The sequence below is a fragment of the Pseudomonas sp. GW821-FHT11G12 genome, from assembly GCF_058808055.1.
This window is the reverse complement of the sequence record NZ_JBXARH010000003.1, coordinates 21614-41949: the sequence shown is the minus strand read 5'-3', so window position 1 is coordinate 41949 and position 20336 is coordinate 21614. Positions and strand designations below refer to the sequence as shown.

At 62.5% G+C, this 20336-nt stretch carries 18 protein-coding genes and 1 pseudogene; 8 read left to right on the top strand and 11 right to left on the bottom strand.

The genetic code is table 11. The features are described from left to right. Window position 1: 1 nt before the first annotated feature. The 3 genes from AC1RR7_RS11565 to AC1RR7_RS11555 are packed head-to-tail and all read left to right on the top strand — an operon-like array spanning window position 2 to window position 1917. Window positions 2-886 carry a type II secretion system F family protein gene (locus AC1RR7_RS11565; RefSeq protein WP_102620067.1) on the top strand — a complete coding sequence of 295 codons (885 nt, stop codon included), beginning with the start codon at window positions 2-4 and terminating at the stop codon, window positions 884-886. A 22-nt stretch (window positions 887-908) separates the two neighbouring features. After that, entirely contained in the window at window positions 909-1631 is a 723-nt protein-coding gene (locus AC1RR7_RS11560) for a tetratricopeptide repeat protein (protein ID WP_096819721.1), read from the top strand. A gap of 16 nt (window positions 1632-1647) precedes the next feature. Beyond that, window positions 1648-1917 (top strand): DUF3613 domain-containing protein, encoded by a 270-nt coding sequence (locus tag AC1RR7_RS11555; RefSeq protein WP_192559683.1) that lies wholly within the window; start codon window positions 1648-1650, stop codon window positions 1915-1917. Between the two features lie 40 nt (window positions 1918-1957). Here AC1RR7_RS11555 and AC1RR7_RS11550 read toward each other — a convergent pair whose 3' ends face one another. The 4 genes from AC1RR7_RS11550 to AC1RR7_RS11535 all read right to left on the bottom strand — a co-directional run bounded on the left by AC1RR7_RS11550 (window position 1958) and on the right by AC1RR7_RS11535 (window position 7841). Further along, on the bottom strand, window positions 1958-3628 hold the full coding sequence (locus AC1RR7_RS11550) for a POTRA domain-containing protein (RefSeq protein WP_273535414.1): 1671 nt from the start codon (window positions 3626-3628) through the stop codon (window positions 1958-1960). Between the two features lie 134 nt (window positions 3629-3762). Then, complete coding sequence (locus AC1RR7_RS11545) at window positions 3763-5283, bottom strand: collagen-like triple helix repeat-containing protein (RefSeq protein WP_493157474.1); 1521 nt, start codon at window positions 5281-5283, stop codon at window positions 3763-3765. A gap of 348 nt (window positions 5284-5631) precedes the next feature. Then, window positions 5632-6486 (bottom strand): MaoC family dehydratase, encoded by an 855-nt coding sequence (locus AC1RR7_RS11540; protein ID WP_493157472.1) that lies wholly within the window; start codon window positions 6484-6486, stop codon window positions 5632-5634. Window positions 6487-6488: 2 nt separating this feature from the next. Beyond that, the gene (locus AC1RR7_RS11535) at window positions 6489-7841 is read right to left on the bottom strand and encodes a 3-oxoacyl-ACP reductase (RefSeq protein WP_096819707.1); all 1353 of its coding nucleotides are present in this window, start codon (window positions 7839-7841) and stop codon (window positions 6489-6491) included. 177 nt (window positions 7842-8018) lie between these two features. Here AC1RR7_RS11535 and AC1RR7_RS11530 point away from each other — a divergent pair, with 177 nt between their 5' ends. After that, a complete protein-coding gene (locus tag AC1RR7_RS11530; RefSeq protein WP_493157470.1) occupies window positions 8019-9296 on the top strand; it encodes an acetyl-CoA C-acetyltransferase in 1278 nt (425 codons plus the stop codon). Window positions 9297-9501: 205 nt separating this feature from the next. Here AC1RR7_RS11530 and AC1RR7_RS11525 read toward each other — a convergent pair whose 3' ends face one another. After that, window positions 9502-10230, bottom strand: a complete 729-nt coding sequence (locus tag AC1RR7_RS11525) for a methyl-accepting chemotaxis protein (RefSeq protein ID WP_371858331.1) — start codon at window positions 10228-10230, stop codon at window positions 9502-9504. A gap of 129 nt (window positions 10231-10359) precedes the next feature. Next, window positions 10360-11292: pseudogene (locus AC1RR7_RS11520) on the bottom strand (cache domain-containing protein); the annotation flags it as partial. A gap of 600 nt (window positions 11293-11892) precedes the next feature. Between AC1RR7_RS11520 and AC1RR7_RS11515 the strand changes: the two are divergent. Beyond that, window positions 11893-12789: a PA4780 family RIO1-like protein kinase gene (locus tag AC1RR7_RS11515; RefSeq protein WP_011332300.1), complete on the top strand. Its 897-nt coding sequence runs from the start codon at window positions 11893-11895 to the stop codon at window positions 12787-12789. A 56-nt stretch (window positions 12790-12845) separates the two neighbouring features. Then, the gene (locus AC1RR7_RS11510) at window positions 12846-14063 is read left to right on the top strand and encodes an MFS transporter (protein WP_493157468.1); all 1218 of its coding nucleotides are present in this window, start codon (window positions 12846-12848) and stop codon (window positions 14061-14063) included. Here the strand turns inward: AC1RR7_RS11510 and cueR are convergent. The 3 genes from cueR to AC1RR7_RS11495 all read right to left on the bottom strand — a co-directional run bounded on the left by cueR (window position 14017) and on the right by AC1RR7_RS11495 (window position 17292). Further along, window positions 14017-14430: a Cu(I)-responsive transcriptional regulator gene (gene cueR, locus AC1RR7_RS11505; protein ID WP_493157465.1), complete on the bottom strand. Its 414-nt coding sequence runs from the start codon at window positions 14428-14430 to the stop codon at window positions 14017-14019. The genes AC1RR7_RS11510 and cueR overlap by 47 nt on opposite strands. Then, window positions 14427-16817, bottom strand: a complete 2391-nt coding sequence (locus AC1RR7_RS11500) for a heavy metal translocating P-type ATPase (RefSeq protein WP_493157463.1) — start codon at window positions 16815-16817, stop codon at window positions 14427-14429. Before AC1RR7_RS11500 ends, cueR begins: the two co-directional genes overlap by 4 nt. A 91-nt stretch (window positions 16818-16908) precedes the next feature. After that, complete coding sequence (locus AC1RR7_RS11495; protein WP_096819701.1) at window positions 16909-17292, bottom strand: hypothetical protein; 384 nt, start codon at window positions 17290-17292, stop codon at window positions 16909-16911. A gap of 148 nt (window positions 17293-17440) precedes the next feature. Between AC1RR7_RS11495 and AC1RR7_RS11490 the strand changes: the two genes are divergently transcribed. Further along, window positions 17441-17638, top strand: coding sequence for a heavy-metal-associated domain-containing protein (locus AC1RR7_RS11490; RefSeq protein ID WP_096819700.1), 198 nt, complete (start codon window positions 17441-17443; stop codon window positions 17636-17638). Window positions 17639-17755: 117 nt separating this feature from the next. Further along, a complete protein-coding gene (locus AC1RR7_RS11485) occupies window positions 17756-18958 on the top strand; it encodes a multidrug effflux MFS transporter (protein WP_493157461.1) in 1203 nt (400 codons plus the stop codon). Between the two features lie 10 nt (window positions 18959-18968). Here AC1RR7_RS11485 and AC1RR7_RS11480 read toward each other — a convergent pair whose 3' ends face one another. Beyond that, entirely contained in the window at window positions 18969-19142 is a 174-nt protein-coding gene (locus AC1RR7_RS11480; protein WP_173861408.1) for a hypothetical protein, read from the bottom strand. A 166-nt stretch (window positions 19143-19308) separates the two neighbouring features. Beyond that, window positions 19309-20322: a zinc-binding alcohol dehydrogenase family protein gene (locus AC1RR7_RS11475; RefSeq protein ID WP_493157459.1), complete on the bottom strand. Its 1014-nt coding sequence runs from the start codon at window positions 20320-20322 to the stop codon at window positions 19309-19311. Window positions 20323-20336: the final 14 nt, after the last annotated feature.

Below are 20336 nucleotides of genomic sequence, written 5' to 3'. Positions count from 1 at the left end.
CATGGTGATGCTGGCCAGTCTCATGCTGTTGCTCGGCGCCCTGTTGCTGGTCGGCAACCACCTGTTGACCGAGCGCCGCCGGGTGCGTCAGGTCAACCAGCGTCTGCAGGGGCATCTGGTGCGCGGGAACCGTTTCGGCAACTGGTTGCGGGCGCTGGGCAACAGCCGCTTCGGCCAGCGCTCGGTCAGCATCGACAGTGAAACCCAGACCCTGCTCAGCCGCCTCGGCTGGCGTCGGGCCAGTGAACGCTCGCTGTTTGCCGCCTGCCAGATCGGCACGCCGTTACTGACGCTGGGCCTGGGGCTGTTCTTGCAGGAAGTGTTTTTCCCCCAGGCCCCCAACGGCTGGCTGGTGCCGATGATCGCTACCGGCGCCGGCTATCTGCTGCCCAAACGCCTGCTGGCGTATGCCGCTGGCCGTCGGCAGAAAATCATTTCGGTGGAAGTGTCGACGTTCATTCCTCTGCTGCGGATCCTGTTCGAGTCCGGCATGGCCGTCGAGCAGGCCTTGCGCGTGCTCAGCATCGAGGGGCAAAAGCTGCTGCCGGAACTGACCAGCGAACTGCGCCTGATTCTGGCGCGTGTCGACTCGGGTCTGGAACTCGGCCAGGAACTGAACAAGGCTGCGGCGATGCTGGCAGTGGATGAGTTCACCGACACCAGCGTGATCCTGCAACAGCTGATTCAGCAGGGCGGCGGGGCAATGAAATCGCTGCTGGCGCTCAAGCAACTGCTGGATGACCGCCGCCTGACGCGCTTGCAGGAATACATCTCGAAGATGTCGGCGAAGATGTCGGTGGTCATGATGTTGTTCCTGTTTCCGGCCTTGCTGATCGTACTGGCGGGCCCCGGATTTACCGCAATCACCCGGGCGTTTGCGTCCTGACACTGGCGATGGAGAGCATTTGATGAAAGCACTGATGGTCGTGGCAAGTTTGCTGTTGCTCGGCGGTTGCGCAACGGACGGTCAGGCGCCGTGGACGACGATGCTGGCGCCGGCCAGTTGCAGCAAGCTGAGTTCCGAGCAGGAGCTGTCGCTGAACCTGGTCGATGACCTGGCCAACGACGGCAAGTTGCACGCCAGCCTGGCCAACCTGCAAAGCCTGCCCGACAACCTCGTCGAGGTGCGGCTGCGCAAGGCCAGGGTCTACCGCCTGCTGGGACGCAGTGAAGCCGAGCCGTTGTATCGCGGCCTGCTCGGTACTTGCCTGAGCGCCGACGCCGAACATGGCCTGGGCCAGCTGTATGCCGCCCGTGGCGACAACGGTCAGGCGCAGGCCCACTTGCAACGGGCGGTGCGACTGGCGCCCACCAACGAAAATATCCGCAACGATCTGGGCGTGGTGTACCTCAATCAGCTGCGACTCCAGGACGCCCGGTTCGAGTTTCTGACGGCCATCGAGTTGAAGCAGAACAATCAACTGGCGACGCTGAATCTGGTCACCCTGTTGATCTACCAGAACAACTGGCAACAAGCCGCCGAAGTCGTCAGCCGCGCGCACCTGACCCCGGAACAGTTCACCGATGCCCAGGAGCGCGCGGAAAAACTCAAGGCTCCGGTGCCGGCCAAACCCGCCGCGAGCAATCAGGTTGCGGTGGTGGCTGACCCGCAACCGGCGACGATCAAGTGAACCTCCAGGAGGCGCCATGAATACCTTCAAGACCTTGTGCTGCCTGAGCCTGCTGAGCCTGCCGCTCGCTGCCTTCGCCATCGACGCCGGCCCGGCATCGGCCCAGCAGCAGGAAACCGAAGGCTGGCTGTTGCTGCAAAGCCGCAACAAGGCCGCGTCCCCTGACCCGCAAGCGGCCACGGCCACCGAGCGCGAACTGGCGATGCAGCGCTGGCTGAAGAAGTACAAATATGAAATCCCCGACTTCTATGACCCGGATGCGGGCGGGAAGATCGAGAAGCAGTAGTCGTGCTTCGCAGGCCACCGGAGTGGCCTGCGACAGCGACTTACAACTGATAGCTGAAACTGATGCTGTAACGCGGCCGGCGGTTGAACGTATCCAGTGCTTCATCCGACATCGGTTTGGCTGCTTCCAGCGCGATGTTGTAGTACTTGGCATCGCCGAACCTCAGGCCCACCGCGGCCGAGGACAGGCTGTTGGCCTGTATCGGCAACTGGTTGAACCAGCTGCGCGAGCGATCGAGCACCACGTAGGGTTGCAGGATCCGCACCCAGTTGCCGTCGCGGTTGAAGCTGTAGTTGATCTCGTAAGCCACCCCCCAGCCCTTGTCGCCGGACGCCTGGTCGTCGGGGTAGCCACGACCGAAATTCTGCCCGCCGAACACCGCGCGCTCGCTGTCGGGCAGGGTGTCGTCGCTCCAGTACAACGCGGCGGAAATCACGCCTTGCCAGTTGTCGAAGAACTTGTCGCTCTGCACCCCCGACAGTCGCAGACGGAAGAAATGCAGGTCGATGGCGCTGTTGTTGGTGTGTGCGCCCATGCTGTCGAAGCCTTGATAAACCCCGCCGCTGAGAATCCGCAGTTGCCGGGCGTCGGCCTTGCGCCAGTCGCTTTCGAAGGCGAGGGCGCGGATGTCGGTGCGTTCTTCGGCGCTGAGTGGATAGCCGATGACGTTGTAGCGGGTCTTGTCGTTGACCGCGTACAGGCGCGAGCCGGCCGTCAGCAATTCATTGGAGGCGGCAATCAGCGGCATGCTGAAACCGATGGAGTAACGGTCGTTTTCGCGGTGCGGCTTGAGTTCCAGACCGTTGTTCAGCAGCACGTTGGTGCCGGGGTCGGCGCGGTAACGCGAGGCGGACAGACTCAGTTGCGTGCCTTCGTCATCGAGGAACTGGCTGTAGTCCAGACGATAGTAATGCTCGTGGTCATCGCCCGGTGGAAACAGGCCGCTGAGGCTCAGCTGTTCGCCCATCGAGGTCTGTGAGTTGCTGCTGACGCCGAGCAAGGCCTGGGTGCCGTTGCGGTTGTCTTCGGTGGTACTCAGGGTGCTGGTGAACGGTTTTCGGCTGGCCTGGGCGATCAGGGTCGTTGCGCCGTCGGTGGTGCCGGGCGGTGGCACCTGGGCCTGGATCGTGACGCCGGGGATGCGGGTCATCAGCGTGGTGTAGCGCTCGAAGGTCTTGCGGGTCAGCGGGCGTTCCGCCTGGATCTTCGCCGTCAGTCTGTCGATCAGTCCCTTGACCCGGCCGATATCGCCCTGGACCTGAACATCCCGCACATAACCTTCCACCAGCACCACTCGCGCGGCGCCGTCGTCGAAGGTCTGCTGCGGCAGGAAGGCGTAGGACAGCAGGTAGCCGTCATTCTGGTAGCGACGGGTGATGTTGCGTGTCGCTTCAATCAGATCGGCGAGGCTGGTTTCGTGGCCGATCAGGGGTTTGTAGATTTCTGCCAGTTCGTTGAGCGGGTAAATCGTGCCGCCTTCGATCTGCACGGTTTTCAGGTTGATCTTCGTGCCCATCATCAACGGCTCGGCAGCCGCGGCACCGGGTTCCGGAACTTGCAGCGGCGCGGCGCTCGGACGGTAGGCGTCGGCGGGCAGATTCGGCACCGGCAGGTTGCGGATGGTTTCGTTGCTGTTGAGAAAGCTGGGAAGGGTGTCGGCGAGGGCAGCGGAACTGAGACTGAGGAACAGCAGGGATGCCATAACGCGCATAGGACACTCCATGTTCAAACCGCAGCACTTGGCGGGTTTTTTCCTAAGAAAAAAGCGGAAGACTCGTGGGAATCTTCCGCCCTCAACCAAGCGTAGGCGCTGTAGGTTAGGCCGTCGAATCGGCCAGGTGCAATTCAGCGTTTGTTGCCGCCCAAGGTGCCAGTCAGGCCACCGAGAACTCCGCCCAGACCGCCACCGGTGCCAGCGGCGGTGCCGCCGTTGACCAGCCCGCCGACGGCGGTGACGGTGTTGCCCATGGTGGCGACGGTATTGCCGACAGCGGTCACGACCGGGTTGCTGTTGGTGCCGGCGATGGCGCCGCCAAGGTTACTGACTGCACCACCTGCCTGACCGGTGAGGCCGGCAATCGGGGCGCCGAGACCGGTAGCGCTGCCGACGTTCTGAGTCAGGTTGGTGACGGCGGCGGTGACCGGTGCAAGGCCGGTGCCTATGTTGTTGCCCAGTGTTGCCAGGGGTGTGGTGGGCGTGGTGATCGGTGAACCCGAGCCACCGAGTGCTGTATTGAGCGAGGCCACGGTATTGCCGGCCGAGGCCAGGACATTGCCCGGTGAGCCGAGTGAGCCGTTGCCGGCACCGAGCCCGGCGCCGACATTCACGACCGCGCCACCAACGGTTTGCAGCAGACCATTGTTGCCAAGGCCACCGCCGACACCTGTTCCGGAACCGGTGCCGTTATCCGCCAGCCCGCCGGTCTTGCCGACCGCCGAACCGACATTGCTCAGGGCGCCGCCGACGGTGTTGGTCAGGGCATTGCCATTGCCGGCGCCCGTGACGTTGTCGCCCACGCCGTCGACAGCGCTGCCGACTTTCTGCAGCACACCGTTCAGTGGATCACCCAGGCCGGTGGTGCCGCCGAGTTTGTCCGTGGTGCTTTCGACCATGGCGATCACCGGCACCAGTTTGCTGCCGACCTCTTTGGTCACCGAGCCGAGCGGGCCGGTGGTGGTGGCGGTGCTGAGGGTGTCACCGAGCATGGTGACTTTTTCGCCAACCCCGTTGAGCAGCGGCGCCACTTTGGTGACCACGCCGCCGACCACAGGCACGCTGCCGGTGGCGGTCGCCAGTTTGCCGCTCAGGTCGGACACGCCGTTGCCGACATCCTGCACTACACCGCCGACGGCCGACGCGGTGACGCCCAGGCCGTTATCGGTGGTTGCCAGTTTGCCAATCCCGTTGCCGATGCCGTCGCCCAGTGTGGATACCACATTGCCGGCGGTTCTGGCCGCGCTTTGCACCACACCACCCACCACCGGCACGCCACTGAGCGAGTCGCCGACCTGACCGACGCCATTGCCGACACCGGCAACGGTGCCGCCGACATCCTGCACCAGGGTTGAGGTGATCAGAGGCTGAGGCGTGCTTGGGTTAGTGGGGTTGGTAGGGTCGGTTGGATTGGTCGGGTTTGTCGGATTGCTCGGATCCGAACCACCTGTCCCGCCGGTTACTGTGGTGCCGTCGGTTCCTGTTGTTCCGCCGCTGCCGGATGTCCCGCCAGTGCCTGCGGTGGAACTGTCCGGCGAAGAACTGCCGGAACTGCTGTGGTGACCGCCACCGCCACTGCTGCAACCGGCCAGACCGAGGGAGAGGATCAATGCCAGCGCTGTTGCTGATTTGCACCAAACTTGAGTTTTCATGATGGGTATTCCTTGCACCTGTCTCAACGTTCGTTGTCTTCGACGGCTAGCCGGTTCTGTTGCCGGCAATGCCTTCGTCCGTTGTGCTCATATCAGTCGCAAGGTTGGATCCACACCATTCTCAAGTTGGTATTAACGCCTTTATATAAGCGTGTGATTTGCTGCTTAACGACTAATGCCGAGGATATAAACGCGCAAAAAAAAGCCTTGAGAATCAAGGCTTGATGTTTGGCCGGGGGGTGGATAACGGCGGCAGAAACTTAAGTTATATACACACAATTGATCATGTTTCGCTGTTGTGATCGAACTCCGCGAGGGGCGCGGTAACGATTGGCGCGGCCTATTGATTCAGGCAATCGGTTGCCAGTGGCCGACCATGTGCTCCAGGTCCCCGGCACCGATCAGACGCAACTCCCCGCTGGAACCCGCCGCGCTGGCGAACAGCGATACCTCGCTCGGCAGGCGCACCGGTTTACGAAAATGCACGGCGATTTCCAGGTTGGCCCTGGGCAGGTGATCCGCCAGCGCGGCCAGGGAGCGGGCCTTGTTCCACAGACCATGGGCAATGGCGGTGGGGAAACCGAACAGCCTGGCACTGGCGGCGCTCAGGTGGATCGGGTTGTAGTCGCCGGAGACCTTGGCGTACTGCCGGCCGATGTCCGCCGGGGCTTTCCATTGCGCCACCTGCATCAGTGGCAGCGTGGGCTCCCACGCCTGCTCGAGCGCCTCGCCCTCAAGCTTCACGCCTCGACAGAGCATCTGGCTTTCGGCTTCCCATAATGGGCCGAGCTGATCGTCGAGGTTGGTCAGCAGATCGAACGTTGCGCCTTTGGGATGCGGTTGCAGGTTATGCACCCGAACGCTGACCTGCACGTGGCTGACTCCACCCATCGGTCGCAGGATGCGGATGCGATTGCTCAGGTGAATCAGCCCCAACAGCGGGAAGGGAAAGTCTTTGGCCGTGAGCAACTGCATCTGCAACGCAAACGCCAGGACATGTGGATAAGTTGGTGGCAGCAGACCGTCATCGGCAAAACCGCAGACCTTGCGATAAGCCGCCAGACGTTTGCCGTCGATGTCGACCCCGCAGCGCAGACCGCTGTCGGGCAAACGGGTGCCGGTGATTTTGCGCCGGGTCGCGGCCCGGACATACAAACCCGGCAGACTCGGTTCGCGGTGCAGCGTGTGCCATTCGATGCTCATGCCTAAGCCCCCAGAACACTTTGTCCACAGACCCGCAATGCCTGTCCGGTGAAGGCACCGGTGCCCGGTTGTGCCAGCCAGGCCACGGCTTCGGCGACGTCTTGTGGCAGTCCGCCCTGACCCAGCGAACTCATGCGTCGTCCGGCTTCGCGCAGGCCAAAGGGAATGTGCGCGGTCATCTGGGTTTCGATGAAACCCGGCGCCACGGCGTTGATGCTGATGCCACGCTCCAGCAGCGTCGGTGCCCAGGCCTGGGCCAGTCCGATCAGCCCGGCCTTGCTCGCCGCGTAATTGGTTTGCCCGCGGTTGCCGGCGATGCCGCTGATCGAGGCGAGCAGAATCACCCGCGCGTTATCGCGCAGGGTGCCGCTGTCGAGCAGCGCCTTGGTCAGCACTTGCGGGGCATTGAGATTGACCGCCAGCACCGCGTCCCAGAACTCGGGCGTCATGTTGGCCAGGGTCTTGTCGCGGGTGATGCCGGCGTTGTGCACCAGAATGTCGAGGCCGTCCGGCAACTGTTCGATCAGCTGCGCGGCGGCGTCTTCGGCGCAGATGTCGAGGGTGATGGCGCGCCCGCCGAGGCGAGCGGCCAGAGCTTCGAGATCGGTTTTTGCTGGCGGCACGTCGAGCAGGATCACCTCGGCGCCATCACGGGCCAACGTCTCGGCGATGGAGGCGCCGATACCCCGCGCCGCGCCGGTGACCAGCGCCTTGCGCCCGGCCAGCGGGCGCGTCCAGTCAGTCACCGGTGTGGCACAAGGATTCAGACGAATCACCTGCCCGGAGACAAATGCACTTTTCGGCGAGAGGAAAAACCGCAGCGGCCCTTCGAGCTGATCCTCGGCGCCTTCGCCCACGTAGATCAATTGCAGGGTGCCGCCGCTGCGCAGCTCCTTGGCCAGCGAGCGGGAGAAACCTTCAAGTGCCCGCTGAGCACTGGCGGCGAACGGTTCGCGCAGGGTTTCCGGGGCGCGGCCGAGGATCACCAGATGCGCGCTGCTGTCGAGGTTCTTCATCAATGGCTGGAAGAACTCGCGCAGTTGCTTGAGCTGGTCGGTGTGCTGCAATTCACTGGCGTCGAACACCACCGCCTTGAGTTTCGGGCCATGGCCGGGAATCCATTGGGTGGCGGCCGCTGGCTGATCGCCGTAGCGATAAATGGCATCGGTCAGCCGGTTGGCAAAGGCGCTGACCCGTTCGGCCAGCGGCCCGCCGCCGATCAGCAGCGCACCCTCCACCGGCCGCAGGCGCCCGGCCTGCCAGCGTTCCAGCCGCACCGGCGACGGCAGGCCCAGGGCCCCGACCAGACGGTGGCCGATGGACGAGTTGGCGAAGTCGATATAGCGGTCAGACATGGAACGCTCTCCAGAAGATGGGGTTCAAAGTGTGGACTGCGAAGGGCAATCAATCGTTCGATCCACGCAATAAGGCCTACGCTAGAACAGCAGAGTAGTTTGCCCCCGGTGTTTTTGGGGCCCGGCGGGATTTTCAGTGCCCGATTTTCAGACTGGATATTTCACAAGGAGTTTTTCATGAGTCAGCTGCGCCGCGTCGCGATCATCGGTGGCAACCGCATTCCATTCGCCCGTTCCAACGGGCCGTATGCCACCGCGAGCAATCAGGTGATGCTCACCGCCGCCCTTGAAGGCCTGATCGAACGCTACAACCTGCACGGCCAGCGCATGGGCGAAGTGGTCGCGGGAGCGGTGCTGAAATTGTCACGGGATATGAACCTGACCCGCGAATGCGTGCTCGGCTCGCGCCTGTCGCCGACAACGCCTGCCTATGACATCCAGCAGGCCTGCGGCACCGGCCTGGAAGCGGCGTTGCTGGTGGCGAACAAGATTGCCCTCGGCCAGATCGATTGCGGCATTGCCGGCGGCGTCGACACCACCTCGGACGCGCCGATCAGCGTCAGTGAAGGCCTGCGCAAGATTCTCCTGCAAGTCAATCGCGCCAAGACCACTGGCGACAAGCTCAAGACCTTCCTGCAATTGCGTCCGAAACACCTGATCCCCGAATTCCCGCGCAACGGCGAACCGCGCACCGGCCTGTCGATGGGCCAGCACTGTGAACTGATGGCACAGACCTGGAAGATTCCTCGTGAAGAGCAGGATCAACTGGCACTCGAAAGCCACCACAAACTTGCTGCGTCCTACAGCGAAGGCTGGCACAACGACCTGATGACGCCATTCCTCGGCCTGACCCGCGACAACAACCTGCGCCCGGACCTGACCCTGGAAAAGCTCGCGACCCTGAAACCGGCCTTCGAGAAAAGCGCCAAAGGCACGCTGACCGCCGGCAACTCCACGCCACTGACCGATGGCGCGTCGGTGGTGTTGCTGGGCAGCGAAGAATGGGCCAAGGAACGTGGCTTGCCGATCCTCGCGTATCTGCGCGATGGCGAAGCGGCGGCGGTGGACTTCGTCAACGGCGCTGAAGGACTACTGATGGCCCCGGTGTATGCGGTGCCGCGCTTGCTGGCGCGCAATGGTTTGACCTTGCAGGACTTCGACTACTACGAAATTCACGAGGCATTTGCCGCGCAAGTGTTATGCACACTGAAGGCCTGGGAGGATCCGGAGTACTGCAAATCCCGGCTGGGGCTTGATGCGCCGTTGGGGTCGATTGATCGCAGCCGCTTGAACGTCAAGGGCAGCTCATTGGCGGCGGGGCATCCGTTTGCGGCGACGGGCGGGCGGATCGTGGCCAATCTGGCGAAGCTGCTGGATGCGGCGGGGCGGGGGCGTGGGTTGATTTCGATTTGTGCGGCGGGGGGGCAGGGTGTCACCGCCATTATCGAGCGCTAAAAGCAGCCCTCACCCCAGCCCTCTCCCGGAGGGAGAGGGAGCCGACCGTGTTGTCTGGCGTTATACATCGACCTGAAAAACCGTGTCGATTATGGATTCGGTAAAGCAGGATCAAGTCGATGCATCTTTAAAGCATCCCCCAATCAGTCCCCTCTCCCTCCGGGAGAGGGTTAGGGTGAGGGGGCTTTTTAGGTTGCCCCCAATCTCAAGTCCGGAACCTTCGCACCAACCCATCCAGCTCATTCGACAACCCCGCCAGACTCTGCGAATCCAGCCGCGCCGAATTGGCCAGCTCCGCCACCAACTGCGCATCACCGTGAATCTGGCTGATGTGCCGATTGATATCCTCGGCCACCTGATGCTGCTCTTCGGCGGCCGTGGCGATCTGGGTATTCATGTCCCGAATCACATCCACCGATTCACGGATCTGACCAAAACTCGCCCGCGCCTCGCCGATTCGCGTCACCGATTGCTGCGACACATCGAGGCTGGCGCGCATTTGTTGGGTCACGGCGCTGGTGCGCTTGGCAAGGTTGCCCAGCAGACCGTCGATTTCCGCCGTCGAATCCGCCGTACGTTTGGCCAGTGCGCGAACCTCATCGGCCACCACCGCAAAACCACGGCCTTGCTCACCGGCCCGCGCAGCCTCGATGGCGGCGTTGAGCGCCAGCAGGTTGGTCTGTTCGGCGATGGAGCGGATGGTGCCGAGGATCGACTGAATGTCGTTACTGTCGCGTTCCAGTTGCTGCATCGACTGCGCCGATTGCTCCAGTTCCTGGCTCAGTTGATCGACGCTGTGCACTGCTGCGTCGATCTGCTGCTGACCTTCGCGAGCCTGGCGCTGGCCGCTGTCGGCCGACTCTGCTGCCTGGCTGCACGAGCGGGCGACTTCGTTGGCGGTGGCGACCATTTCGTGGAATGCGGTCGAGACCATGTCCACGGCTTCACGCTGGCGTCCGGCGGCTTCGGCCATGTCGCCGGAAACCCGGGTCGAACTCTGCGAGGTGGCAAGGATTTTCCCGGCCGCGCCACCGATGTGCTGGATCAGGCTGCGGATCGCGGTCAGGAACTGGTTGAACCAGTTGGCCAGTTGCGCGGTTTCGTCGTTGCCACGGATATCGAGGTTCTTGGTCAGATCGCCTTCGCCCTGGGCGATGCCTTCCAGACCGCTGGCCACGCTACGGATCGGGCGTACGATCAGGCTGGCGAAACTGGCGCCGACCACGGCGAACAGCACCGCCAACACAGCCGCGATAATCGCGATCAGCCAGGTCAACTGAGTGGCCGAGCTCATCACGTCGTTCTGTTTGATCAGGCCGATGAAGGTCCAGCCCAGTTGCTCCGACGGCCAGACGTTGGCCATGTAGCGCTCGCCGTTGAGTTCGACTTCCACCAGCCCTTTGCCGGCCTTGGCCAGTTGCGCGTAACCGTCGCCGAGGCTGTCGAGGGGCTTGAAGTTGTGCTCGGGCTGCTTCGGATCGACCAGCACCATGCCGCTGTTTTCCAGCAGCATCAGGTAACCGGTTTCGCCAAGTTTGATCTGTTTGACGATCTCGGTGAGCTGCTTGAGCGTGACGTCGATACTGACCACGCCGCCGTTGCTACCGAGTTTGTTGTCGATGGTGCGCACGGTGCTGACGTAGGTCGCATCGTCCTGCGCCCAGTAATAGGCGGCGGTGCGCAACGGTTTGCCGGGTTTGGCCTGAGCGGCCTTGTACCAGGGGCGCTGACGCGGATCGTAGTTGCTCAGCTTGGGGTCGTCGGGCCAGGACACGTAACCACCGGCAGCGGTGCCGACGATCGCGTAGGCGTAGGCCGGGTGGCTGTTACCCAGATCCTGCAGGAAGGAGAAGACCTTTTTGTCCATCTCGCCCTGCGGGACGCTTTCGGCGTTGGCGCTCATGTAGGTCTTGAGGCTGTCATCGGTGTTCTTGATCAGCGGTTGCGTCGCCAGGTAATCGACGTTCTGGCTGATACCGTCAAAAAAAAGCTGCATGGCGTTGCTGACCTGACGGATCTCGCGTCCGCTGCCGTCGACAAAACCTTCCCGGGCATCGCTGCGCAGGTTGAGTACCACCAGCGTGGCGACCAGCACCACGGGCAAGCAGGCGATGATTGCAAACGCCCACGTCAACTTCTGTTTGATGTTCATCCGCGCTCCAGATTTTCTTGTAGGCCCACGCAGTGCAGATGACTCGCGGTTTATTGGCAGCCGAAAACGGTGTTTTCCACTCCATTCCCTGAGTGCGACATCGAAGCTTTTTTGGAACGATTGTCGGACAAATTCCTCTGTCTCTGAGGGCTTCGGCTGCCGGAGAGGGAAATTGAGGCTGTAAGAGAAAATTCTTACGGGTGGAGTGATGCTGGATGTCAGATTCTGTCGCAAATGCCCTCAAGTCCTTGCGCCAACAAGTTCGGCAGGCTCGGCTATGATTCGCAGCGGTCGATACAAGAGCGGCGGATTGGCCCGTTTGATCCGGCACAGTGTGTGCATCCACAGGTTCACAGGTCGGCAACCCCTCCCCGTGATGCGAGGATTGCCGTATAACGAATGACATTCGCGTGTTTGGTAATAAAGGACCCACAATAAAAGCTGATGAAGACTCCAAAACGCATTGAACCCCTGATCGAGGACGGTCTGGTCGACGAAGTGCTGCGTCCACTCATGAGTGGCAAAGAAGCAGCTGTTTATGTGGTGCGCTGCGGCAATCAGTTACGTTGCGCAAAGGTCTACAAGGAGGCGAACAAACGCAGTTTCCGCCAGGCGGCCGAGTATCAGGAAGGCCGCAAGGTTCGTAACAGCCGACAGGCCCGGGCGATGGCCAAGGGTTCCAAGTTCGGGCGCAAGGAAGCCGAAGACGCCTGGCAGAACGCCGAAGTCGCGGCGTTGTTCCGCCTGGCCAACGCCGGGGTGCGGGTGCCCAAGCCGTACGATTTCCTCGAAGGCGTGCTGCTGATGGAACTGGTGGCCGATGAATACGGCGACGCCGCGCCGCGTTTGAACGACGTGGTGCTGGAACCGGATCAGGCCCGCGAATACCACGCGTTCCTGATTTCGCAGATCGTGCTGATGTTGTGTACCGGCCTGGTGCACGGTGACCTCTCGGAGTTCAACGTGCTGCTGACGCCGACCGGCCCGGTCATCATCGACCTGCCGCAAGCGGTGGACGCGGCGGGCAACAACCACGCGTTCAGCATGCTGGAGCGTGACGTCGGCAACATGGCGTCGTACTTCGGCCGGTTCGCCCCGGAGTTGAAGAAGACCAAGTACGCCAAGGAAATGTGGGCGTTGTACGAAGCGGGTACGTTGCACCCGGCCAGCGTGCTGACCGGCGAGTTCGACGATCCCGAGGATCTGGCCGATGTCGGCGGGGTCCTGCGCGAGATCGAAGCGGCGCGTCTGGATGAGGAGCGCAAGCAAGCCATCCGTGCGGCGGACGACGAGCCCAAGGGCAAGTCCGACGAACCGCCTCCGCCACCGTGGATGCAGTAAGCATCTGAAAAAGAAAACCCGGCTTCGGCCGGGTTTTACACATTCAAGGATTGATTGTGACCACCACCTCCCGCAATGCCCGGCTGATCATCACGGCGCGGCTGATTTCCGATTTCGGCGCTTTCCTCAACATGGTTGCGCTGGCCACTTATGTCTACCTGCTGAGCAACAGCGCCATGAGCGTCGGGATTTTCCTGGCCAGTCGCGTGGGCGGCGGGATTTTCGCCAGCCTGATCGGCACCGCGTTTTATCGTCGATGCAGCGGTCGCTTGCCGTTGATTGCCTTCGATCTGCTGCGCGCCGCTGTGCTCGGGTTGTTGCTGATCGTGCCGGTCAGCCAACAGGCGTTGTTGCTGCCGCTGATTGCGTTCGGCCTGGGCTTTGGCAATTCGATGTTCGCCATCGGCCTCAACAGCCAGTTGCCGCGCCTGATCGAGCCTGCGCAGTTACTCAAGACCAATGCCTGGATCACGTCCGCCTCTTCCATGGCGATGGTCGGCGGCAGTCTGGTGTCCGGGCTGCTGGTCGCAGGGTTTGGTTTTGAAACGGTGTTCGCGTTGAATGCGCTGACCTATCTGCTGGCGGCGGTGTTGATTGCGCCATTGCGGTTCAGCGCACCGGAACCCGTTGCCGAATCCAGCGCTAAACAGGGTGAATGGTCGGCGTTGTTGCAAGGCCTGCGCAGCGCCCCGGTGGTGGCGGCGATGCTGGCTGTCACGATGGCCGACACTTTGGGTAGCGCTGCGCACAACGTCGGATTTCCGATCATTTCCAAACTGCTGACACCGGACTCGGCGAGCACCACGCTGGGCCTGATGCTCGCGGTATGGGCCAGTGGGAAATTGCTGGGCGCGCGAATCGCCAGTCGCTTGAAGGGCTCGGAAAACATCCATCTGGAGCGCAGGTACTTTGGCGGGGTGTTGCTGATGTCCTGCGGTTTCATCCTGATGTTCCAGCAGCACAGCGTCGTCGGGCTGTTGCTGTTTTCGCTGCCGGCCGGATTGGGTGACGGGTTCTCGGAAGTCGGCCTGATGTCACGTCTGCAACGGGAACCGGAGCCCCTGCGCCTGCCGATCTTCAGTTTCCTGACGCTGTTGCAGATGACCGGGTTCGGCGTCGGCATGCTGATCGCCGCACCGTTCTATTCGTGGTGGGCGCCGGGTGCCGTGGTGCTGCTGTTCCACGGCATTCCCCTCGCCACGGTGCTGTCGATGAAAGTCCTGCTGCTCAGGCGCGAGCGAGTTGCGCGCAGCAGCCCGACGCCAGTTCCTTGAGGATCGGGCAGTCCGGGCGATGGTCGCCCTGGCAGTGTTCGACCAGATCCTGCAGGGTGTCGCGCAGTTCGCCGAGTTCGCGAATCTTCTGATTCAGCTCGTCGATGTGCTGGCGGGCCAGGGCCTTCACATCGGCGCTGGCGCGCTGGCGGTCCTGCCAGAGGGTCAGCAGTTTGCCGACTTCCTCCAGCGAAAAGCCCAGGTCCCGCGAGCGCTTGATGAACGCCAGCGTGTGCAGGTCATCGTCGCCATAGACGCGATAGCCGCTGTCAGTGCGATGGGCGGCCTTGAGCAGGCCGATCGACTCGTAATAACGGATCATCTTCGCGCTCAGGCCACTGTGGCGGGCCGCTTGGCCGATGTTCATCGGTTGTCCTCCAGATCCTCGGGTTTCCAGGTTTTCAACAGTAGCGCATTGCTCACCACGCTGACGCTCGACAATGCCATCGCCGCGCCGGCCAGCACCGGATTGAGGAAGCCGAACGCCGCCAGCGGAATGCCGATCAGGTTGTAGACGAAGGCCCAGAACAGGTTCTGCCGGATCTTCGCGTAGGTCTTGCGGCTGATCTCCAGCGCTGCCGGCACCAGCCGAGGGTCGCCGCGCATCAGGGTGATGCCGGCGGCGTGCATGGCCACGTCGGTGCCGCCGCCCATTGCGATGCCGATATCGGCGGCGGCCAGTGCCGGGGCGTCGTTGATGCCGTCGCCGACCATGGCCACGACGCCGGTCTTTTTCAGCTCGGCGACGGTGGCGGCTTTGTCCGCCGGCAGCACTTCGGCGTGGACGTTTTCGATGCCCAGCGCTTCGGCCACCACACGGGCACTGCCTCGGTTGTCGCCGGTCAGCAGGTGGCTGTGGATATGTCGCGCAGCCAGTTGTTGCACCGCGTGCAGCGCGCCGGGCTTGAGGGTGTCGCCGAAGGCGAACAGGCCGAGGACACGGGGAACGGGGCTTTGTTCGATCAGCCAGGACAGCGTCCGGCCTTCGGTTTCCCACGCCTTGGCGGATTCCGCCAACGTGCCGGCGTCCAGGCCGGTTTCTTCCAGCAGTCGGCGATTGCCCAGGGCGAGGCGCCGACCGTCGAGATGGCCGGCAATGCCGCGACCAGTCAGGGACTGACTGTCGCTGACGTCGGGCACCGTCAGATGGCGTTCGGCACAGGCATCCAGCACTGCTTTGGCCAAGGGGTGTTCACTGCCGCGTTGCAGCGCGCCGGCCGCTGTCAGCAGGGCGTTCTCATCACCGTCGATCGCACTGAAATGCGCGATGCGCGGGGTGCCGGAGGTCAAGGTGCCGGTCTTGTCGAACACCACGCTGCTGACTTCATGGGCGCGCTCCAGCGCTTCGGCGTCCTTGATCAGAATCCCGTGGCGTGCTGCCACGCCGGCGCCGGCCATGATCGCGGTCGGTGTCGCCAGACCGAGGGCGCAGGGGCAGGCGATCACCAGCACCGCGACGGCGTTGATCAGCGCGGTTTCCAGCGGCGCGCCATACAACCACCAGCCGATCAGCGTGGCGAGAGCCAGCAGCAGAACCGTCGGCACGAACACCTGACTGACTTTATCCACCAGTTTCTGGATCGGTGCCTTAGCCGCCTGAGCGTCCTCCACCAGACGGATGATTCGCGCCAGTACGCTTTCCGCACCGAGTGCCGTGGTGCTCACCAGCAAGCGGCCTTCACCGTTGATTGCACCGCCGGTGACCTTGTCGCCCGGTTGCTTGGGCACTGGCAGGCTTTCGCCGCTGATCAGCGCTTCATCGGCATGGCTCTGGCCTTCCAGCACTTCGCCGTCCACCGGGAAACGTTCGCCGGGTTTGACCAGTACAAGGTCACCGAGGCGCAGGGCGCTGATGGCGACGTCTTGTTCGCGACCATCAATGACTTGAATCGCTCGCTCCGGGCGCAAGGCTTCCAGTGCGCGGATGGCACTGGCGGTCTGGCGTTTGGCGCGGCTTTCGAGGTATTTGCCAAGCAGCACCAGAGCGATGACCACCGCCGAGGCCTCGAAATACAGATGCGGCATGCGCCCGTCAGCGGTCGCCCATTCATAGAGACTCAGGCCGTAACCGGCGCTGGTGCCCAGGGCCACCAGCAAGTCCATGTTGCCGGCACCGGCGCGCACGGCTTTCCATGCGGCCACATAAAAACGTGCACCGAAGATGAATTGCACTGGGGTAGCGAGAGCGAATTGCGCCCAGGCCGGGAGCATCCAGTGAATGCCGAACGGTTGCAGCAGCATCGGCAATACCAGCGGCAAGGCGAGGGCGATCGCGCAGATCAGCGCCCAGCGCTCATGGTTCAGGCGTTGCTGGCGATTGTCGGTCTGGTGTTCAAGTTCGAAGAGGCTGGCCGAATAACCGGCCTTGCTCACGGCGGTGATCAGGAGCTGCGGATCGACAGCGCCAAGCAGTTCGAGGTGGGCGCGTTCATTGGCGAGGTTGACGCTGACGCTTTTCACCCCCGGAACCTTGTTCAGGGCGCGTTCGACACGGCCGACGCAGGAGGCGCAAGTCATGCCGTCGATGTTCAATTCCACGGTTTGCTGCGGCACGCTGTAACCGGCACGTTCAACCGCCTCCATCAGCGCTGGCAGGCTGTCGCCGGGTGCCTGCACGCGGGCCTGTTCGGTGGCGAGGTTGACGCTGACGGCACTGGCGCCGCTGACTTTGCTCAAGGCGCGTTCGACGCGGCCGGCGCAACTGGCGCAGGTCATGCCGCTGATGGGCAGATCGAACGTGATGGAATCGGACATCGGTCGTACTCCCTGTAGTGGATGCCTACAGGATCAACCTTGCCATGCTGGCAAGGTCAAGCGCCAGATTCCGCCGCCCGATCCGGATGAGTCAATAACCGAGGCCGGTTGGCTTGAGGTACATGCCTTCCGCATTCATCGCAATCCGGAACTTCAGGATGTCACCTGCATGCAGTTTGATCTCCTGCGAGCCCGGCGCGAGCATGCCCGGGTTGCAGCCCGGCATTTGCCCCGGCAGCAGTTTCAGGCGCAGCGAGACATTGCCCGGCGGCAGGTTGAACGAGGTGCTCTGTTCCTGGAACAGTCGCGCCGACAGTTGATCCTGGATGTACACGCCGATCTCGCAGGAGGTCGCGACTTCCAGGCGCTCGCGGGAAATGATCAGCACCCCGAAATCTTCCCCGGCGGCATGCACCGAAGGGATCGCGGCAAAGAGGCTGAGTAAGCCAAACAGGCTGAAAGCTGACCAGCGCATGGCTGAATCTCCTGAATTTATGTCATTGATGCACGCAGCTTGGCCGAGCGCGGCGCCGATTGCCAGCCCGGCAGTTTTTTGCAGAACTTGACCTTGCCATCGTGGCAAGCTCGAAACTGCCGGCAACCTCACTCAAAGGAGTCATTCCATGCAAGTGTTCACTGTTGAAGGCATGTCCTGCGGTCACTGCGTCAAGGCCGTCACCCAAGCGGTCCAGAGCAAGGATCCGGCGGCCAGCGTGCGGGTCGATCTGGCAGCGAAGGAAGTCGGCGTCGAAAGTGCGTTGAGCGCCGAGCAGGTGATCGAGGCGATCAGCGAAGAAGGCTATGTCATCAAACTCGCCTGATCTTTTTAATAGTTAGCGAGCTACCGGAATGTTCAAGGCGTCCTCGCGCGGCTAGACTGTCGGGCTGCACTCTCTCCTGAAGTGCCCGCCCAATTGCCTGTCGAACCTGGACGCCTGATGAACTTCCGTACCATTCTGATTCTCGGTGCCTTGACCGCTTTCGGTCCGTTGGCGATCGACTTCTATCTCCCCGCGTTTCCCACCATGGCGCTGGCGTTCGGCACCGATGAGAAACACGTCCAGCTGACGCTGTCGGCTTACTTCTTTGGCCTGTCCATCGGTCAACTGGCCTACGGTCCGGTGGCGGATCGTTTCGGGCGGCGGATTCCATTGCTCACCGGCCTGGTGCTGTTCACCCTGGCGTCATTGGCCTGCGCTTATGCACCGAATCTGGAATGGCTGATTGGTGCGCGGTTCGTTCAGGCACTGGGCGGATGCGCCGGGATGGTGATTTCCCGGGCGGTGGTCGCTGACAAATGCGACGCTGTGGGTTCGGCGAAAGTCTTTTCGCAATTGATGCTGGTGATGGGGCTGGCGCCAATCCTGGCGCCGATGCTCGGCGGTCTGCTGGTCAATACGACGGGTTGGCAGTCGATCTTCCTGGTGCTGACCGGGTTCAGTGCCATGGCCGGCCTGGCGGTGGCCCTCGGCCTGCCGGAAAGTCTGCCGGCCCATGTTCCGCGCCAGCCACTGTCCGGTGCTCTGCGTCAGTACGGTCGACTGCTGACCGACCCGGTCTACATGGGCCATGCCCTGACCGGCGGCATCGCGATTGCCGGGATGTTTGCCTACATTGCCGGCTCGCCTTTCATTTTCATCAAACTGTATGGCGTCCCGGCCGAGCATTTCGGCTGGCTGTTCGGCACCAACGCGGCGGGCTTCATTCTGGTGGCGCAGGTCAATGCGCGACTGTTGGCCAAGCGTGGCCCGGCGTTTCTGCTGTCACGGGCGGTCTGGGTTTACTTCGCTGCCGGGCTGACGCTGCTCGCGGTCAGTGCCCTGCACACCGAGGCACTGTGGCCGCTGCTGATTCCATTGTTCATTTGCGTGGCGAGTCTTGGTTGCATCAGCCCCAATGCGGCGGCGAGTGCGATGAACGGGCAGGGCGCTCGCGCCGGCAGTGCGTCAGCATTGCTCGGCAGCATGCAGTTCAGCGTCGCCGCCGGGGCTTCGGCGCTGGTGGGGGTTTTGCACGATGGCACAGCCGTGCCGATGGCCATGGTCATCAGCCTGTGCGGTCTGTTGGTGGTCAGCGCGGCAATGCTTACCCGGCGCATACAGAATGCCCGGGCGCTGGCAAAGGCGCAGGCCGAAGTCTGAACGGAAGAACTCAGCCGACAGCGCGTTGCTGGCCGAGGTCGGGAATCTGATGGGGCGCGTACAGACGCGCTTCGAGGGTGCGGGTGAAGGCCCGAGCTTCGGCCTCACTGCGGAATGTCACGGCGTGCTGGTCGAGACGAACTTGCCACTGGGACTTTGCCACTTCTTTTATCAGGATCTTCATTGCTGACCTCCCGGACGTAAAAGATTGCATCGCAGAGGTTTCGATTGTAGACCCGAATACGATCGCAATTGTGACAAGGGTCAAGCATCTGACTGACGGCAAAAAGCGACCGCAGCCCCCGAGTCAGCCACGTCTGGCGCTGACGAAGGCTGCGGCCTCCGAAGTTTTAGAAACTTTCTAAAACAATTTTTCCCTTGGCCTTGCCGCTTTCCAGCAATTCATGGGCTCGGCGCAGATTGCTCGCGTTGATCGTGCCGAAGTGCTCGCCCACCGTGGTCTTCAACGTCCCGGCATCGATCAGCTCGGCCACTCGGTTGAGCAGTTTGTGCTGCTCGATCATGTCCGGCGTTTCGAACAGCGAGCGGGTGTACATGAACTCCCAGTGCAGCGACAGGCTCTTGCGCTTGAGCTTGGTCACGTCCAGCGCCTTCGGATCATCGATCAGCGCCAGTTTGCCTTGCGGCGCCAGGGCCTCGACCAGTTGGTCCAGATGCTGGTCGGTCTGGGTCAGGCTGGCGACGTGGGTCACATGGGGGTGGCCGGCGCGTTTCAGTTCTTCGCTCAACGGCTGGCTGTGATCGATCACCAGGTCAGCGCCCAGCTCGTTTACCCAGTCGCGGGTTTGCGGACGGGAGGCGGTGCCGATCACTTTGAGCCCGGTCAGCTGGCTGGCCAGTTGGGTGAGGATCGAGCCCACGCCACCGGCCGCGCCGACGATCAACAGGCTCTGGCCTTCGTCAGTGTTGCCTTCGCGGATCTGCAGGCGTTCGAACAACAGTTCCCACGCCGTAATGGCGGTCAGCGGCAGGGCGGCGGCCTCTGCGAAACCGAGGGTTTTCGGCATATGGCCGACGATCCGCTCATCCACCACGTGCAGTTCGCTGTTGCCACCGGCCCGGGCGATGGAGCCGGCGTAGAACACCTTGTCGCCAGCCTTGAACAGTGTCACTTCACTGCCGACCGACTTGACCACGCCGGCCACATCCCAGCCCAGCACTTTGGCGGCGCCGCCTTCTGGCGCGACGTTCTGGCGAACCTTGGTGTCGACCGGGTTGACCGAAATCGCTTTGACTTCCACCAGCAGGTCGCGCGGGCCGGCCACCGGCTCCGGCAGTTCGATGTCTTGCAGGGATTTTTCGTCGCTGATCGGCAGCGATGCGTAATAGGCGATGGCTTTCATGGATGACTCCGAAA

Coding starts and splice junctions, on each gene's coding strand:
- AC1RR7_RS11565 (WP_102620067.1), top strand. CDS start 2: ATGGTGATGCTGGCCAGTCTCATGCTGTTGCTCGGCGCCCTGTTGCTG.
- AC1RR7_RS11560 (WP_096819721.1), top strand. CDS start 909: ATGAAAGCACTGATGGTCGTGGCAAGTTTGCTGTTGCTCGGCGGTTGC.
- AC1RR7_RS11555 (WP_192559683.1), top strand. CDS start 1,648: ATGAATACCTTCAAGACCTTGTGCTGCCTGAGCCTGCTGAGCCTGCCG.
- AC1RR7_RS11550 (WP_273535414.1), bottom strand. CDS start 3,628: ATGCGCGTTATGGCATCCCTGCTGTTCCTCAGTCTCAGTTCCGCTGCC.
- AC1RR7_RS11545 (WP_493157474.1), bottom strand. CDS start 5,283: ATGAAAACTCAAGTTTGGTGCAAATCAGCAACAGCGCTGGCATTGATC.
- AC1RR7_RS11540 (WP_493157472.1), bottom strand. CDS start 6,486: ATGAGCATCGAATGGCACACGCTGCACCGCGAACCGAGTCTGCCGGGT.
- AC1RR7_RS11535 (WP_096819707.1), bottom strand. CDS start 7,841: ATGTCTGACCGCTATATCGACTTCGCCAACTCGTCCATCGGCCACCGT.
- AC1RR7_RS11530 (WP_493157470.1), top strand. CDS start 8,019: ATGAGTCAGCTGCGCCGCGTCGCGATCATCGGTGGCAACCGCATTCCA.
- AC1RR7_RS11525 (WP_371858331.1), bottom strand. CDS start 10,230: ATGGTCTCGACCGCATTCCACGAAATGGTCGCCACCGCCAACGAAGTC.
- AC1RR7_RS11515 (WP_011332300.1), top strand. CDS start 11,893: ATGAAGACTCCAAAACGCATTGAACCCCTGATCGAGGACGGTCTGGTC.
- cueR (WP_493157465.1), bottom strand. CDS start 14,430: ATGAACATCGGCCAAGCGGCCCGCCACAGTGGCCTGAGCGCGAAGATG.
- AC1RR7_RS11500 (WP_493157463.1), bottom strand. CDS start 16,817: ATGTCCGATTCCATCACGTTCGATCTGCCCATCAGCGGCATGACCTGC.
- AC1RR7_RS11495 (WP_096819701.1), bottom strand. CDS start 17,292: ATGCGCTGGTCAGCTTTCAGCCTGTTTGGCTTACTCAGCCTCTTTGCC.
- AC1RR7_RS11490 (WP_096819700.1), top strand. CDS start 17,441: ATGCAAGTGTTCACTGTTGAAGGCATGTCCTGCGGTCACTGCGTCAAG.
- AC1RR7_RS11485 (WP_493157461.1), top strand. CDS start 17,756: ATGAACTTCCGTACCATTCTGATTCTCGGTGCCTTGACCGCTTTCGGT.
- AC1RR7_RS11480 (WP_173861408.1), bottom strand. CDS start 19,142: ATGAAGATCCTGATAAAAGAAGTGGCAAAGTCCCAGTGGCAAGTTCGT.
- AC1RR7_RS11475 (WP_493157459.1), bottom strand. CDS start 20,322: ATGAAAGCCATCGCCTATTACGCATCGCTGCCGATCAGCGACGAAAAA.